Annotated in this window: 9 protein-coding genes; 7 read left to right on the forward strand and 2 right to left on the reverse strand. The window is 73.5% G+C overall.

Going from position 1 to position 16,344, the window contains the following annotated elements; all coding sequences use genetic code 11:
- Positions 1-32: 32 nt before the first annotated feature.
- Positions 33-2,312: an ABC transporter permease gene (locus tag ABD817_RS18170; protein WP_344919151.1), complete on the forward strand. Its 2,280-nt coding sequence runs from the start codon at positions 33-35 to the stop codon at positions 2,310-2,312.
- Positions 2,313-2,354: 42 nt separating this feature from the next.
- On the opposite strand, the gene treS is transcribed toward ABD817_RS18170, so the two are convergent.
- Positions 2,355-4,082 carry a maltose alpha-D-glucosyltransferase gene (treS, locus tag ABD817_RS18175; protein ID WP_344919152.1) on the reverse strand — a complete coding sequence of 576 codons (1,728 nt, stop codon included), beginning with the start codon at positions 4,080-4,082 and terminating at the stop codon, positions 2,355-2,357.
- 486 nt (positions 4,083-4,568) lie between these two features.
- Complete coding sequence (locus tag ABD817_RS18180; protein ID WP_344919153.1) at positions 4,569-6,227, reverse strand: asparagine synthetase B family protein; 1,659 nt, start codon at positions 6,225-6,227, stop codon at positions 4,569-4,571.
- 71 nt (positions 6,228-6,298) lie between these two features.
- Between ABD817_RS18180 and ABD817_RS18185 the strand changes: the two genes are divergently transcribed.
- From ABD817_RS18185 to ABD817_RS18210, 6 genes are all read left to right on the forward strand, one after another.
- Entirely contained in the window at positions 6,299-8,206 is a 1,908-nt protein-coding gene (locus ABD817_RS18185) for a glycosyltransferase (protein WP_344919154.1), read from the forward strand.
- Between the two features lie 33 nt (positions 8,207-8,239).
- Positions 8,240-8,896: a DALR anticodon-binding domain-containing protein gene (locus ABD817_RS18190; RefSeq protein WP_344919155.1), complete on the forward strand. Its 657-nt coding sequence runs from the start codon at positions 8,240-8,242 to the stop codon at positions 8,894-8,896.
- Positions 8,897-8,940: 44 nt separating this feature from the next.
- Entirely contained in the window at positions 8,941-9,753 is an 813-nt protein-coding gene (locus tag ABD817_RS18195) for a neutral zinc metallopeptidase (RefSeq protein ID WP_344919156.1), read from the forward strand.
- Positions 9,754-10,094: 341 nt separating this feature from the next.
- Positions 10,095-12,962: a type 2 lanthipeptide synthetase LanM family protein gene (locus ABD817_RS18200; RefSeq protein WP_344919157.1), complete on the forward strand. Its 2,868-nt coding sequence runs from the start codon at positions 10,095-10,097 to the stop codon at positions 12,960-12,962.
- A complete protein-coding gene (locus tag ABD817_RS18205) occupies positions 12,952-13,197 on the forward strand; it encodes a hypothetical protein (protein WP_344919158.1) in 246 nt (81 codons plus the stop codon). The genes ABD817_RS18200 and ABD817_RS18205 overlap by 11 nt, the downstream gene beginning before the upstream one ends.
- Before the next feature lie 39 nt (positions 13,198-13,236).
- Positions 13,237-16,176, forward strand: coding sequence for a helix-turn-helix transcriptional regulator (locus ABD817_RS18210; RefSeq protein WP_344919159.1), 2,940 nt, complete (start codon positions 13,237-13,239; stop codon positions 16,174-16,176).
- The last annotated feature ends 168 nt before the right edge of the window (positions 16,177-16,344 follow it).

Consider the following 16,344-nt stretch of genomic DNA (forward strand, 5'->3'; position numbering starts at 1 on the left):
GAGGCCCCGCGAGCCGTACGGGGAGCGTCGCGGTGAGCACCGTACGCGCCTCCGTCAGGTGGATCCGGGCCGACCTCAGGGCCCGCAGGGCCCAGGCGCTGCTCACGGTGCTGGCCGTGGCCGGGATCGTCACGGCGCTGATCACCTCCGCGACCCTGCTGGAGGACGGCACCAACCCGTGGCGCGGGCTGTTCGCCGAGTCCAGGGGCGCGCACGTGTGGATCCACACCAAGGACGCCCCCGACCCGGCCGCGCTGTCCAGGCTCCCCGGCGTGGTCCAGGTCGCCGGACCCTACCGGTCGGCTCCGGTCACCCTCACGCTGGACGGGAAGAAGTCACCGGTGGCGCTGCGGGAGATGTCCGCGACGCCGCCGAGGGTCGCCGCCCCGCTGATCCGCGAGGGGCGCCCGCTCCGCCCCGGCGACGCCGACGGCGTGGTCGTCGAGCGCTCCTTCGCCAAGGCGCTCAACCTCAAGGTGGGCGGCGCCTTCCCGGTGACCGCGCTCAACGGCGCCACCCACCCGCTCATCGTGGTCGGCCTGGCCGACACCGCCGACCAGGGCTTCTACCCCGAGTGGACGCCCGGCCTGGCCTGGACGCTCGCGCCCGTCCTGGCCAGGGTCGAGCCCGCCCTGGGCCGCAGCGAGTCGGTCACCGGCCTGCGCCTGGCCGACGGGGAGGCCACGCTGCCCGCCGTCCACGGGGCCGTCACCCTCCTGGACGAGCAGATCCAGCGGATGTCCACCTGGCGCGAGGTCCGCGCCTCGATGGAGCTGGACAACCGGCTGCTCGGCCTGCTGCTCGCGCTGTTCGGGATCACCGGGCTGGTCGCGGCGGCGCTCGCCATCGCCAACGCGGTGGGCGGCCGGGTGCTGAGCCAGACGCGCGACATCGCCACCCTCAAGTCCCTCGGCTACACCCGGGGCCAGGTCTTCGGGGTGCTCATGGCCGAACACGGCGCGATCGGGCTGGTCGGCATCGCGATCGGGCTGCTCTGCGGGCAGGTCGCCGCCTCGTTCGTCCTGGACGGGGTGCCGATCCTGCCGCTCTCCCCGGTCCCGCTGTTCGCCATCGCCGGCGGCACCGCCGCCGTGGTCCTGGTCGCGGTGGCCCTGCCCGCCTGGCGGGGCGGCCGCACCCCGCCCGTCCCCGCGGCCCCCGCGGCGCCGCCCAGGGGGCACCTGTCGCGGCTGGCCCGCCTGGCACTCCTCGTACGGCTGCCCCCGGCCCTGGTCCTGGGCACCCGCGACGCCTTCACCCGGCGCGTCCCGGCGTTCCTGAGCATCTTCGGCGTCGCGGTCCCGATGATGATGATCACCATCGGACTCGGCTGCTGGGCCACCCTGGACGACTTCCTGCGCCACCCGGAGCAGGTCGGCCAGGCGGCGGCGCTCACCGTGCGCCCGGACAAGCTCCCGGCCGACGACGCCCTGCGGATCGCGAGGGCCGACCCGGGGGTGCTGACCGTCTACCCCGGCACCGAGGTGCCCGCCCTGGAGCCCGAGCAGACCAGGAGCGTGCTGGCCCGCGCCGCGGGCACCTCCGCCGAGCCGTACCCCTTCTCGGTCGTCGAGGGACGGATGTACGCCGCCAGGGGAGAGGCCGTCGCCGGGCAGGGGCTGCTCGACCTGCTGGACGTGAAGATCGGCGACCGGGTCCGGCTCACCGTCGGCGGCACCCCGCTGATCGTGCACCTCGTGGGCCGGGTGGTGGAGCCCGACCAGGACGGCGAGGTGCTCTCCTTCGGGATCGACAGTCTCGCGGCCAAGGACGCGGTGCCGCCGCAGTTCTACAGCCTGGTGCTGCGGCCGGGCGCCGACCCGGCGGAGGTCAGGGCCCGGCTGCTGATCGCCTCGGGAGAGGCCCTCGAGGTGAACCGGGTGGTCAACCCGGCGGAACGGCTCGCGATCATCCGCGTGGTGATCGTGGCGCTGATCGTCGTGCTCGCCCTGCTCGGCCTGGCCAACCTCCTGACGGCGAGCGCCCTGAGCCTGCGCGACCACGCCCTCGACCTCGCGGTGCTCAAGGCCATGGGCCTCACCCCCCGGCAGGTGGCGGCCACCCTGGTCACCGGGACCGGCCTGCTGATCGTGCTGGGCGTGGTCGCGGGCACCGCGGCCGGGGCCTCGCTGGTCGGCGGGCTGATCGACCTGCAGGGCCACACCAGCGGTGTCGGCGCGGGCATCGGCCGTACGCCCTCGGCCCTGACGCTCGCCGTCGCGGTGCTCGTCGCGGTGGGAAGCGCCCTGCTGGTGACGCTGATCCCGGCCGGGCGCGCGGCCCGCGCCCAGGTCCCGGTCACCGCGAGATAGCCCCGGGACGGTGATTCGTCCCGGGGCTGTCTCGAAAGGGGCTCAGAAGTCGAAGCCGGGGGTGTCGGAGTTCTTGAGCGAGAACCAGTAGAAGCCGTGACCGGGCAGGGTGAGCAGGTACGGCAGGGTGCCCACGGCGGGGAAGCGCACCCCGCCCCTGGCCTCGACCGGGATCATGCCCGCGAAGCGGCGCAGGTCGAGCTCGACCGGCTGCGGATACTTCGACAGGTTGTTGACGCACAGCATCAGGTCGTCGCCGTCCTCGCGGACGAAGCTGAGCACCGCCGGGTTGCTGGACCACAGCTCGTTGTAGACGCCGGTGCCGAAGACCGGATGGTTGCGGCGGATCGCCAGCATGTTCCTGGTGAAGTGGAGCAGCGAGGCGGGGTTCTTCTGCTGCGCCTCCACGTTGACCGCCTGGTAGCCGTGGATCGGGTCCATGACGACGGGCAGGTACAGGCGTCCCGGGTCGGCCTTGGAGAAGCCCGCGTTGCGGTCGGGGCTCCACTGCATCGGGGTGCGGACCGCGTCGCGGTCCTCCAGCCAGATGTTGTCGCCCATGCCGATCTCGTCGCCGTAGTACATGACCGGGGAGCCGGGCAGCGACAGCAGCAGCGCGGTGAACAGCTCGATCTGGTCGCGGTCGTTCTCCAGCAGCGGGGCGAGGCGGCGCCGGATGCCGAGGTAGGCCCGCATGCGCGGGTCCTTGGCGTACTCGGCGTGCATGTAGTCGCGCTCCTCCTCGGTGACCGTCTCGAGCGTCAGCTCGTCGTGGTTGCGAAGGAAGATGCCCCACTGGCCGCTGTCGGGGAGCTTCGGGGTCCGCGACATGATCTCGGAGATCGGCTCGCGGCTGCCCCGCCGCACCCCCATGAAGATGCGCGGCATGAGCGGGAAGTGGAAGGCCATGTGGCACTCGTCGCCGCCGACGGCGGGATCGCCGAAGTACTCGACGACGTCCTCGGGCCAGCCGTTGGCCTCGGCCAGCAGCACCCGGTCGGGGTAGAGGCGGTCGACCTCGGCGCGGACCTTCTTCAGGTACGCGTGGGTCTCCGGCAGGCCGGAGCAGTCGGTGCCCTCGCGCTCGAAGAGGTAGGGGACCGCGTCGAGCCTGAAGCCGTCGATGCCCAGGTCCAGCCAGAACCGCAGGACCTCCAGCATCGCCTCCTGGACCGCCGGGTTCTCGTAGTTCAGGTCCGGCTGGTGGTGGAAGAAGCGGTGCCAGTAGTACTGCTTGCGGACCGGGTCGTAGGTCCAGTTGGACTCCTCGGCGCCGACGAAGATGATCGGCGCGTCGGGATACCCGGCCGGGTCGTCGGACCAGACGTAGAAGTCGCCGTACGGGCCCTCGGGGTCGTGCCGGGAGGCCTGGAACCAGGGGTGTTTGTCGCTGGTGTGGTTCATCACCAGGTCGGTGATGATGCGCAGGCCCCGCCTGTGCGCCGACTCGATCAGCTCCACGAAGTCCCCGAGGTCGCCGAAGTCCGGCAGGATCTTCATGTAGTCGGAGATGTCGTATCCGCCGTCACGCAGGGGAGACTCGTACAGCGGGAGCAGCCACAGGCAGTCGACGCCGAGCCACTCGACGTAGTCCAGCTTCTCGATGAGGCCGCGCAGGTCGCCGGTGCCGTCACCGTTGGAGTCCTTGAACCCGCGGACCAGCACCTCGTAGAAGACCGCGCGCTTGTACCACTGGGGGTCCGCCGAGACGAAGTCCTCGGACACCGACTCGTGGGAAGGGGAGGGGGAGGGCAGGGGGGATGGATTCATCGTGTTCTCGCTCACGGTGATGAAGGGCAGGACGAAGTCACCGGATGCTCCGGCTGATGATGTTTGGTGACCGCGCCGGCGGGAGCCGTCATCCCCACGAGCTCCATGGCCGCGGACAGGCCGAATTTGTGATTCGGGACCGTCCGTTGTGGCGCTTTCTGGGCCGAACACTACCAGCCACCTGACGCCCTCGAAGCCCCCTTGGCGTGGTACATCGCTCCCGCCCCACGGAATTTCCCGGCGCATCGCGCCATGGATGCGTAATCGCCGTGTCACTCATTGTTTTCCTGTGCGAAACACGACACGCCTCACGGGGGTGACCTCGTCCTATGCCCGAGGATCCGGCCGCCACACGGATCATTCGGCGCGACCGGGAAACGGTCCTTTGCGAGGGGGTTCCGAACCGGGTCTCCGAGGGCGCGTGAAAAGCCCGCCGGACCGTGTGTCACGGACCGGCGGGCCGGGGGGAATCCGGGCCCGGGGAGGTCAGTCCCAGGGCGGGGTGAGGTCGGGGAGGTGGTCCTGGTAGTCGCCGAGCCAGGCGCCGAACAGCACCAGGCCGCGCACCCAGAAGCGGTCGTTCCAGCCGTTGAACCGCGCCAGCCCGTCGGGCCCCTCGGCGACCACGGCGTGGAGCTGCTCCGACAGCAGCGAGGGCACGGCGGCGGCGACCCGGGTGAGCATCCGGTGGCCGTACTCCCTGGCGGGCGCGGCGGCCGAGCGGAGCGGGATCCGCTGGAGCGGCTGCTTGACCACGTTGGTGGAGGGCAGCGCGGCCACGCGCGGGTTGGCCGCGTACAGGATCTCGCGGTAGAAGCGCCCCCGGTCCTTGCGGTGCACGCCGACCGAGAGCGCCGCGTCGAAGAAGGCGGGGTGGATGAACGGCGCCGCGAACGAGACCTCGGGGCCGACCAGGTTGACCGGGGAGCGGGCGATGCCCCGCGCGGTCCTGGTGTGCAGGACCGACAGCGGCAGCTCCGCCCGGTGGCCGTTGAGCATCGCGGTCGACCGGGTGAAGGCGCGGCCGACGCTGTCGGTGATCCAGGCCTCGGCCCCCTCCGACAGGAACGGCACGGACGGGGAGCCCAGCGACAGCGAGCCGAGCAGCGCGGCCTTGCGCTCGGCCTGCGTGGAGGCGTCCAGCGCGGCCCCGCTGACCATGAAGTTCTTCAGCAGCGGCCCCCCGGCCAGCCCGTCGACCAGCGTCCGCCCCGCCCGGTGCACCTCGCGGGCGAACGGGGTGTACCAGGCGTGGTGCGGGGTGAGGAACTCCAGCCGCCGCGCCGCGGCCAGCGCGTCGTCGGGGTAGGCGGCGGCGTCCTGGGTGATCACCCGGTGGCGCACGCCCAGCTCGCGGGTGATCGCCTTGGCGAAGACGATGTCGGTGTCGGTGCCGTCGTCGGGACTGGTCGTCCACGACTCCACGTCGGCCCCGCGCGCCACCGCCACCGAGCACAGCAGCCGCGAGTCGTAGCCGCCGCTGACCGGCACCAGCAGCGGGCGCCCGTCGAACTCCTTGTAGACCTCGTGCAGGATCTCCAGGATCTCCCCGGCGGTCCGTCCCGCCTCGTAGGGCTCCTCGCGCAGCCACCGGGGCAGCGACCGCTCGACGCCGATCCGGTCCGACGCCCGGTCGAAGACCAGCGCGCTCGCCCCCGCCAGCCGCCTCACCTGTGTGTACGGGGTGTCGTCGCGCAGCGGGAAGGTCAGCTGGATGATCGAGGCCCAGGCGTCCCAGTTGATCTCGTACGGCGTGCGGGCGAGGGAGAGCAGCGGTTCCAGCAGCGAGGAGAAGTAGACCGCCCCGCCGAGGGACAGGTAGTAGACGTCCACGAGGCCGAGACCTCCGGCGTGCAGCGTGATCCGCTCGCCGTCGTCGATCAGGCCGGGTGTCTCGTAGGTCTCCGCCACCGTGATCCACGGCGCCGCCCCGCCGGGCCTGCGCTCCCCCCAGGCGAAGGCCCAGGTGTGCTCGTCCCTGCGGTAGGGGGGCAGCGGGGAGGAGCTGAACAGGGCCGCGTTCCCGGCCTGGACGGCGGGCCTGACCCGCGGCCCGGCCCCGCGCAGCGTCTCCAGGACGGCCTCGTCGAGGTGCCCGATGCCGCCGCAGACGTACGGCCTCACATTGAACGTCGGCCACTGCACCGTGCTGACTCCTCTGTGTCGCGATTGACCAAAGGGTATCCTTTCGCCCGGCTCACGAAACGGAGGACGGCGTGGCGGGCGAGCAACTCGAAAGCACACGACAGGCGTTGCGGGAGGCGGTGGCGCACGCGGAGAGGGCGTCCGAGCTGGCCCGCCTGCTCGACGCGGCACAGGCCAAGATCGCCGACGCGGAGCGTGCGGCCGAGGAGCTGCGCGGGGTGAAGGAGCTCCTGAGCGAGACCGAGGAGCGGCTGGAGGCCGCGAACGCGGCCGAGGAGAAGCTCCGCAAGGACCTGGCCGAGCAGCGCTACCAGGCCGAGGTGGCCAGGTGGAAGCTCTCCTCGGTGCAGGTGGCCCGCTGGTCACGGCTGGGCGACGCGATCAAGACGGGCAAGAGCAACCCGGTGCGGCTGGCGCGCGGCCTGCGCGGGGCGGCCAAGCCGGCCAAGCGCCCGACCGCTCCCAAACGCCAGCCGGTGCCGCGCAAGGCGGGCGACAAGGCGCCCGTCCCCGGGGCGTCCTTCCAGGCCACCAGCTCCGTCAGGACCGTCGGCGGCAGGTCGGTGCGGCTCAAGCCGTACCGCGTCCCGACCGGACCGAACACCCGCCCGCACCTGACCGCGGCCGTGATCGCCGCGCCGCACGGCGAGGCGCTGCTGCGCTACGAGTGGCGCCAGACCACCGGCTTCACGCCGAGGGACTTCGCCCGGGTGCTCGCCGCCGAGGTCCCGCACCTGCTGCTGGTCGAGTCGGTGACCGAGGGGCCGTGGGCCGCGGAGGTGCGCTGGCCCGGCCAGGGACTGCGCGCCCTGCTGGCCTGGTGCGCCGAGCGGGGCATCCGCACGGTCTTCTGGCACACCGGGGGCGCCCCCGCCGAGTTCGTCGCCGCGGCCAGGCTGTTCGAGCACGTCGTGACCGCGCTGCCCAAGTCCGTGGGAGCGTGGGGCACCGCGCTGGCGACCCAGGAGCCCGAGCAGGGACGCCGGGCGCCCTCGCTGGGCATCCTGCCCTTCGCCGTCCAGCCGCGCGTGCACAACCCGCTGCCGCTGGCCGGGGACCGGTTCGAGCGGGTGCTCTCGCTGGAGGAGCTGCTTCCCGGACACCTGTCGTACCCGGACGTGCTCACCTCCTACCGCTGGCCCGTCGCGGTCGAGTGCCCGCCGGGCACCGAGCCCTGGCGGATGGCCGAGCTGGCCGCCTGCGGCACCCCCATCGGCACCGAGCCCGACCCGCGCCGCGCCCACCTCGCGCTCCGCCAGGCGTACGCCTCGGGCACGATGACCAACAAGGTCGACGACCTGCTGGACGCGATCGGCCTGCCCAGCGGCAGGGCCACCCTGAACATCTCGGTGATCATGATCGACCGGGGCGACCTCGGCCACACCCTGGCCCAGGTCGCGCCGCAGAAGGGCGTCGTCCAGCTGGTGCTGCTGTCGGACGCCTCCGACGCCGCGGCGCGGGCCCGCGAGGCGATGCCCGACGGCGTGGACGTCACGGTACGCCGCTCCGACCCCGGCCTGACCACGGGCGGCCTGCTCAACCGCGCCCTCGACCTGTGCCAGGGCGACCTGGTGGCGGTCATGGACGCCCGCGACCAGTACGGCGAGCACTACCTGACCGACCTCAGCCGGGCCTTCCTGTTCGCCAGCGCCGACATCGTCGGCAAGGCCGCCTACTACGCCCACCTGCGCGACGTCGCGGCGACCGTGCTGCGCCAGCCCTCGGCGGAGTACTCCTACCTGCCGGATGTCGCGGGGGCGACCCTGCTGGCCCGCCGCGCGGTCCTGCGGGGCATCGGCTTCGCCGACGTCTCGGACAACTGGGCGGACGTGCTGATGCGCCAGTGCCGCGCGGACGGGATCAAGGTCTTCTCCGCCGACCGCTTCGGGTACGTCTGCCTCCGCGACCGCGACCGCTGGCTGCTCGGCTCGGCCCAGCTCGTCGACTACGGCCCGGCCGACCCGCACGCCCTGATCTGACCGGGGGCGTGCCGGGGTCGTTAGGCTGCCGGGATGACGCCCGGCGAGCTCGGCGAGGTCCTCGGCCTGCCCCCGATCCCCAGGGGGACGTGGGCCGAGGAGGCGCTCTACGTCTCCCCGGCCGCGCTGCGCCGGGGAGAGGACCCCGCCGAGATGGCCGACCGGCTCCGCGCGCTGCCGGGGATCACGGCCGTCCGGGTGCGGCCCGGCGGCTTCCTGGAGATCGCGGTGGCCGTCCCCGGTGAGCTGGTCACGGAGATCGGCGCGGGCGTTCCCCCGGTCACGGGCGGGTCCCCGTGGGAGGATCTGCCCAGGACGTGGGCCAACCCCGGGTTCGTCGTCAGGTACGCGCACGCCCGGGCGGTCGCCGTACAGCGCTGGGCCGTGGAACTCGGCGTCGGCGGGGACTTCAGGCCCGAGCTGCTGGCGGACCGCAGGGACCGGGCGGTGCTCAGGCTGCTGGCCGAGGTGCACGGCAGGCGGGTGAGCCGGGACCCCGGGTGGGCCGCCTACGCCGAGGGGCTGGCGCTGGCCTACCACGACGCGTTCGAGGGGGCCGCCGCGCTTCCCTCGGGCGACGAGGAGCCGTCGGAACTCCACGCCGCCCGGGTGCGCCTGGCGCGGGCCGTACGGGACGTGCTGGCCGAGGCGCTGGCGGCGCTTGGCGAGACGGCACCCGAGAGATTGTGATAGACCCTCCCAAAAGGAGTTCAAAGGGATCAGGGGAGAGGCGAATGGTCGGGCCCCGGGACTGGGAGGCGCGCGAGCCGCGCCGGCCCGGGATGATCCGGCGGGTGCTGCCGACCCTGATCGCCTTCGCCGTCATCCTCGGCGGGCTCGCCTATCTCGGCGGAGACCTCAGGGAACTCCTCGGAACCGCCCCGGGCTCGCCCATCTCGGCCGCGGCGCAGCATCGCCTCTACGAGGAGAGCGGGCCGGTCGACGGCCGCTGCGGCACCCTTCCCAAAGACCTCGACGCCGACGTCACGGCGTCGCTGGAGGCCCTCACCGGGTGCCTGGAACGGATGTGGGCGGCCACCCTGGCGCGGGCGGACATCGACTACGAGCCGCCGGGGGAGGTGCGGCTGGTCGCCGCCCCCGAGGAGGCCGCGTGCGGGATCGACGACTACGACTGGGCCGGGATCTACTGCCCCGAGCCCCGCGTCGTCAACGTGCTGGTCGAGGGGGAGCAAGCCTTCCCGATGATGTTCACGCTCGCGCACGAGTACGCCCACCACGTCCAGGAGGTGAGCGGGATCGCCGACCAGAGGGGGTCCGAGGCCTTCGACGAGGCGTGGTCGCGGCGGCTCGAACTGCAGGCGGACTGCCTGGCCGCGGTGTCGCTGCGAAGCGCCGCGCCACGCGGGCTGGAGAGCCTGCGCCGTCTCGCCGGGCGCGGTTCCGGCGCCGATGACGGCGTGGAGGCGGGCTACCGGCAGTCGCACGGTTCGGGGGCGAGCAGCGCCGAGTGGATGCGGCGCGGTCAGGAGGGCGGCACCGTGGGGTCCTGCAACACCTGGGGCGCCCCCGCCGAGCGGGTCTCCTAGGAGCCGTCGTCACCGGGGCGGCCCGCACGGTGTGGAAGGTTCCTCCACCCGAGCGGGTCTCCCAGGAGCCGTCGTCACCCAGGGGGGACGAACCTGGGGGAACGGTGAACCCTGTCGTTCGCGCCAGGCTCGCCCCGGTGACACGGGACCGACGCGGCGGCTCGCCGACTCTCACGGAGAGACGCGGGGAGACACCGAGGACCGGCGAACGGTGTCACCGGACCTCGGACGGACATCGCCTGGACGTCGGGCGGGGGATGTCGCCGTAGACGAGGGCTCGACGAAATATGGGGGCATCGCACCCATGTCGTGGTTTGTAGTGATCGTCATACTTGCTGGCTGTGAACCTCGCGACCCCGTCCGCCGTCGTGCCGCCCCGAGTCCGGGCGGTAGCGCGTCCCGTCGCCGGATCCGGTACGTCGGAGGCCCTCGTGGACATGCCCGGCGTCCCGGCGGGGCGGGACGCGGCCCTGTCGGACGCGGTGCGTCCGCTCGTCCGGCAGGCGGTGGAGCGGCTGGTCGCCGGCGCCGCACGGCTGGAGGGTGGGTTCGGGCTCGCCTCGGTCCGGGAGCGGTTCGCGACGGACCTGACGGCCCGGCTCACGCGGATCGCCTCCCGGGTCCTGGTGTTCGAGCTGAACGCGCGGCGGGTGAGGGGCGAGCTGTCCGGAGCCACGCCGGCCGAGCGGTTCGCCGACTTCGTGGACCGGGTGGGCGGTGAGGAGGGGTTCGCCGGGCTGCTGGAGGACTACCCCGTCCTCGCCCGCCTGCTGCGTCAGGCCGCCGACCAGGCGGTGGAGGCGGGGCTGGAATTCCTGACGCGCTTCGCGGCGGATCGTGAGCACCTGCGGGAACTGCTGGGGGGCGAGCCCGGGAGCCTGGTGGAGTTCTCCGCCGCGGGCGACAGCCATCTCGGGGGACGCGCCGTCACCGTGGTGACCCTGACCGGCGGCGCGAAGGTCGTCTACCGGCCGAGGCCGGTCCAGGCGTACCTGCGCTTCGCCGAGGTGCTCGACTGGCTCAACGAACGACTTCCCGGTCTCGGCCTGAGCGTCCCGCGCGCGGTGCGGCGGGAGGGCTACGGCTGGACGGAGTTCGTGCGGGCCGAGCCGTGCGCGGACGCGGCCGAGGTGGAGCGGTTCTACACGCGCGCCGGTGCGCTGCTCGCCCTGCTGTACGCGGTGAACGCCATCGACGTGCACTACGAGAACCTCGTCGCCCGCGCGGGCCTGCCGGTGCTGGTCGACGTCGAGACGCTGTTCCACGCGGCGTTGCCCGCGGAGGTGTCCGCCGACCCGGCGCTGCACGCCCTGCGGGACTCCGTCCAGCGCACCGCGCTGCTGCCGAAGATGATGGTCGGCGAAGAGGGCGCGCTGGACATCTCCGGCCTGGGCGGGGACAAGGACGGGGTGTACCCGTTCCTGTCCGCCCGGTGGGAGGGGGCCGGGACGGACACGATGCGGCTGGTGCGCGGCGTCACCCGTTTCGTCGGAGCGGTCAACCGCCCCACGCTGGACGGGGTGGACGCCGACCCGGCCGACCACGTGCCGAGCCTGCTGGCCGGTTTCCGGCGCGCCTACGACGCCATCGCGGCGGGACGCGACGAGCTGCTGCGCGGCCCACTGGCGCGGTTCGGCCAGGCCGAGGTCCGCGTACTGCTCCGGCCCACCCGTTTCTACGGCGAGCTGCTGATGGAGTCGACGCATCCGGACGTGATGCGGTCCACCGCCGACCGGGACGAGGTGTTCGACCTGCTGGAGGCCGTGTCGGCCGGTGATCCCGCGCGGTCGGCCGCGGTGCCGTCCGAGCGGGCCGACCTGTGGGCGGGGGACATCCCGTACTTCGGCGCGTCCCCCGGTGAGCGGGAGATCCGCGACGGCGGGGGCAGGGTACTGCCGTGGCGTCCGGAGGAGAGCGGGCTGGACCTCGTGGCCGCCAAGCTGGCCCGGCTGGGCGCCGCCGACCGGGAGAACCAGGAATGGATCATCCAGGCGTCGATGGCGGTCCGGGTGGCGGGTGGGCGGCACGCGTCCGGCGAGCCGTCCGGGGCGCCGTCGCCGGTCACGGTGCCCCACCCGGCGGCGCTCGTGGCCGCCGCGCGGGGCATCGCGGACCGCCTGTGCGCGACCGCGCACCGCGACGGCCGTACCGTCAACTGGCTGGGCCTGGAGCCGGTGGAGGACGGCCGGTGGACGATCATGCCGTTGGGCGCGGGGCTGGCGAGCGGGTACCTGGGCGTCGCGCTGTTCCTGGCGCAGGCGAGTCGCGCCACCGGTATCTCCCGCTACCTGGACTTCGCCCGGATGGCGGTGCGGCCCCTGCCACGGCTGCTGGAGCGGATCGGCGCGCACGAGGCCCTGCTGCGCGCCGTGGGCTGCGGGGGATTCGGCGGCCTCGGCGGCATCGCGTACGGCCTGTCGCAGCTCGGCGTCCTGCTCGGCGACGCCGAGGTGGCGAGCTGGGTGGAGCCCGCGGTGGAGGCGGCCGGCGCGGCGGTCACCGACGAGGCGCCGCTGGACGTCCACGACGGCCTGGCCGGGTGCCTGGCCGCGATGCTCGCCGTCCGGCACAGCGCGGGGACGGCGGGTACGGCGGGGACGGCCGGGGTGGCGGACGCGGCCGGTCGCGTGGCGGCGGCGTGCGCGGAACGCCTGGAGGCGGCGGCTTCGGCGCCCTCGGCGGCGGACCTGCCGCCGGGTTTCGCCTTCGGCGCCGCGGGCGTGGGGTGGGCGCTGCTCAGGCGGGGGCCGAGCCCGGAGGGCGCCCGTCTGCTCACCCGCGCCGCCGCGCGGGCGGCGGAGGTGGAGGTGGAGGGGGACACCTGGTGCCACGGCCGGGCGGGAGTGCGCCTGGCCCTGTCCGACGCCGATCTCCTGGACGATCCGGCGGCGCCCCCAATCTCCGATGCCCCGCTGGGGGGACACGGCCTGTGCCACGGAGAGGCGGGGCGTCTGGAGACGCTGAGCGCCCTCGCCCGGCGAGGCGACCTCGCGGCACAGCGGTCACTGCACCGCCACACCGGCAGGCTGCTGGCCTCGCTGGACGCCTACGGAGCGCGGTGCGGTACTCCCCGCCACGCGTCGACCCCGGGCCTGCTGGACGGCCTGGCCGGCATCGGCCACGGTCTGCTCAGGCTGGCCCATCCCGAGATGACCCCGTCGGTGCTGCTGTTGCGGCCGACTGATGAAGGAGAGATCCGTGGACTCTGAGAACCGTTCGACCGTCGGGGAACCGGCCGCGTCGTGGCAGGACCGGCTGGGCGATCCGGCCGGATCGATCATGATCAGGCTGGCCGGGGTGTCCCCGGTGACCCGCGCGCTGGTGCTGGCCGGCCTGACGGCGGGGACGACGATCGCGCTCGGCTCGCCGGACACCGCGGCGCACGCGGTAATGGCCGCGGGCGGAGATGACACCGTAATACCTGTCTCTATGAGTGCTCCTTAATACCATTTTTCGTGACATGACGGCAGTTAGCCTGTCGTCATGTCATTTACCTCCCCCATTCTGGTCGGACGCGAAAGGGAGATCGAGCAGCTCGACCGGCGCCTCGCCGCCGCGCGAGAGGGCCGGGGTGGCGCGGTCTTCCTGCTCGGCGATCCCGGGATAGGCAAGTCCCGCCTTTCCGCGGAGTGCGCGTACCAGGCGTTCGACACGGGGATGACCGCGTTACGGGGGCGGGGCGGAGGCGTCAGCGCGGACATCCCGTTCAAACCGCTGTGCGAGGCGCTGCTCTCCTACACCAGGACCAAGGAGCCGCCGGACGATCCGGCCCTGATGCCCTATCTGCCGGCGCTCACCACGCTGGTCCCCGAGTGGCGCCGGGCGGGGGTCGCCGACCACCTGGAGTCGGTGATGGTGCTGGCCGAGGCGGTCCTGCGGCTGCTGGCCGTCATCGGGCGGGACGGCGGCTGCCTGCTCGTCCTGGAGGACCTGCACGACGCGGACGCCGACACGCTCGCCGTCGTCGAGTACCTCGCCGACAACCTCGCCGACGTGCCCGCCTTCCTGCTGGCCAACATGCGCAGCCACGCCGGGCCCGCGCGGTCCGTCGCCGAGACCTGCGCCCAGCGCCGGACCGCGGCCCTCGTCGAGCTCGCGCCCCTGCCGCCGGAGCAACTCGCCCGGCTGACCGCCGCCTGCCTGGAGGCCCCGCCCGACGACCTGCCCCGGCAACTTCTCGCCCGTATGGAACGTGACACGGGAGGCGTCCCGTTCGTCGTCGAGGAGCTGCTCGCCGCCATGGCGGACGTCGGCGCCCTGGAACACGACGGGCGGCGGTGGCGGCTGAACGGCGACCCCGCGATCGACGTGCCGACCACGCTGGTGCGCAGCATCACGCTGCGCGCCGCCCAGCTGAGCCCCTCCGCCCGGGAGCTGCTGCACACGGCGGCGGTCTTCGGCTCCCGCTTCCCGGTGCCGATGATCCAGGAGGCCACCGGCCTGGCCGACCGCGAGGTCATGGACTTCCTGCGCGCGGGGACGGGGGCGCGGCTCATCACACCGGACGACTCCGCCGGTGACTGGTACGCCTTCCGGCACGCGCTGATGGCCGAGGCCCTGCGCTCCTCGCTGATCCCCGCCGAGCGGGCGTCGATCGCGCGCCGCGCCGCCGGCGCGCTGGAGCGACTGCACCCCGGGCTGCCCGGCGAGTGGTGCCAGATCGCGGCCACCCTGCGCCTCACCGCCGGGGACACCCTCGGCGCGGCCGGCCTGCTCGCCGACGCCGGACGCCGCCTGCTGGACGACGGCGCCGCCGACCTGGCCGTCACGCTGCTCGAACGCGCCTACGCCATGCTCGGGTCCGCCCCCGCCGACCTGCGGGCGAACGTCCTCCAGGGGTTGTTGCACGCGCTGACCGAGAGCGGGCAGGCCGACCGCGCCTTCGCCCTCGCCAAGGACCTCCCCATCAGCGGCGACCTGGCGATGACCATCCCGTACGAGATGGACCTGCGCACCAAGCTGGCCTGGGTCGCCGCCGAGATCGGCGGGACCGCCGACGGCCTGGCGCACGTCGCGGCGCTCCGCAGACTCCTCCAGATCAACCCGGACGAGGCCCGTACGGCGGCCATCGACGTGATCGAGGCCCAGCTCATCGTCCCCGACCACGGGGTCCTCCAGCAGAGCCCCCAGCGGATGGCCGCCGCCGAAGCCCTCGTCCGGCGGGCCGTGGAGGTCGCCGAACGCGTCCCGCTCCCCGAGGTGGCCTGCCAGGCGTGGGAGCGGATGGCGATGTTCTCCCGGACCCGAGGGTTCGACGAGCCCGACCGGTGCCTGACGCGGGTGGTGTCCATCGCCGATGTCCACGGCCTGAAACTGTGGAAGCTGCGGGCGATGCTGCGCCTGACCGTCAACCACGCCCTGCGCACCGGCGAGCGGGAGCCGCTGGAGGAGGTCGGCAGGGCGGCGGCCCAGGCGGGCGCGATCAGCCTGGTCCACTCCACGCAGGCGTCCCTGGTCATGACGGGGGTGCTCCGCGGCGAGTACGGTGACGCCCACGAGCTCGCCGTCCCGTGCGTCGAGTCCACCATCCGGCTCGGCCACACCGCCTACACCCAGTACCTCCTCCTCGCCCAGGCCACGCTCGCGGCCCACCAGGCCAGGCGCGCCGACATGGAGGGCACGCTGGAACGGTTCCGCAGATGGGGCGGCGAGAGCAGCCTGCACATGCCGGTGGTCTACGGCCTGTGCCAGGCGATGTGCGCACTGCTGGAGGAGGACCGCGACCTCTGCGGCGAGATGCTGACCAGGGCACGGAAGTGGGAGGACGACAACCCCACCATCTACTACCTCACCGGCAGGTACGGCCTCGGCGTGCTCATGGACGTGCTCGCCGGCCGGGCGGGCGCCACCGAATGCGACGCCGCGGAGACCACCTCGGCCGCCGAACTGGCCTGGAACCGGACCTTCCTCCACCTGGCCAGGGCCGTGCTGCTGGGCCGCCAGGGCGACCCGGAGCGCGCGCTCACCGCGTTCGGCAGGGCCGCCGAGGCCGCCCGGCCCTTCCCCCTCGCCCACCACCTGGGGCTCCGGCTGGTCGCCGAGGCGGCCCTGGCGGACGGCTGGGGCGAGCCGCTGGTCTGGCTGCGCACCGCCGAGGAGTACTTCCACCAGGCGGGCATCCCCGCGGTCACCGGGGCCTGCCGGGCGATGCTGCGCGGGGCCGGCGCGGCCGTGGCGCAGCGCCGTACCGGGCGGGAACAGGTGCCGAGCGGGCTGCGCGCCCAGGGCGTCAGCGTGCGGGAGTACCAGGTGCTCGCCCTGCTCGCCGAGCGGCGCGGCAACGTCGACATCGGCAAGCGGCTGTTCATCTCGCCCCGCACCGTGGAGAAGCACGTCGCGAGCCTGCTGCAGAAAACGGGCCTGCCCGACCGGGCCGCCATGTACGACCACGCGGCCGAGCTGATGCGCCACAGTCCTACCTGACGCGGCCGACGCCTTCGTGACGCTTCGGTGTGCGAGTACGCGTGCCCCGGTCCCACCTGACGCGGCCGATGCCCCCATGGCGCCCCCGGTGTACGAGTACGCGCATGCCGGTCCCACCTGACGCGGCCGATGCCCCCATGACCCCCGGTGGGCCCGCGCGAATATGGG

The organism is Streptosporangium oxazolinicum, assembly GCF_039537505.1.
Classification (GTDB): Bacteria; Actinomycetota; Actinomycetes; order Streptosporangiales; family Streptosporangiaceae; genus Streptosporangium; species Streptosporangium oxazolinicum.

What these genes read in the sequence shown, in the direction of transcription:
- treS (WP_344919152.1), bottom strand. Translation starts at nt 4,082, where the DNA reads ATGAATCCATCCCCCCTGCCCTCCCCCTCCCCTTCCCACGAGTCGGTG.
- ABD817_RS18195 (WP_344919156.1), top strand. Translation starts at nt 8,941, where the DNA reads ATGGTCGGGCCCCGGGACTGGGAGGCGCGCGAGCCGCGCCGGCCCGGG.
- ABD817_RS18190 (WP_344919155.1), top strand. Translation starts at nt 8,240, where the DNA reads ATGACGCCCGGCGAGCTCGGCGAGGTCCTCGGCCTGCCCCCGATCCCC.
- ABD817_RS18210 (WP_344919159.1), top strand. Translation starts at nt 13,237, where the DNA reads ATGTCATTTACCTCCCCCATTCTGGTCGGACGCGAAAGGGAGATCGAG.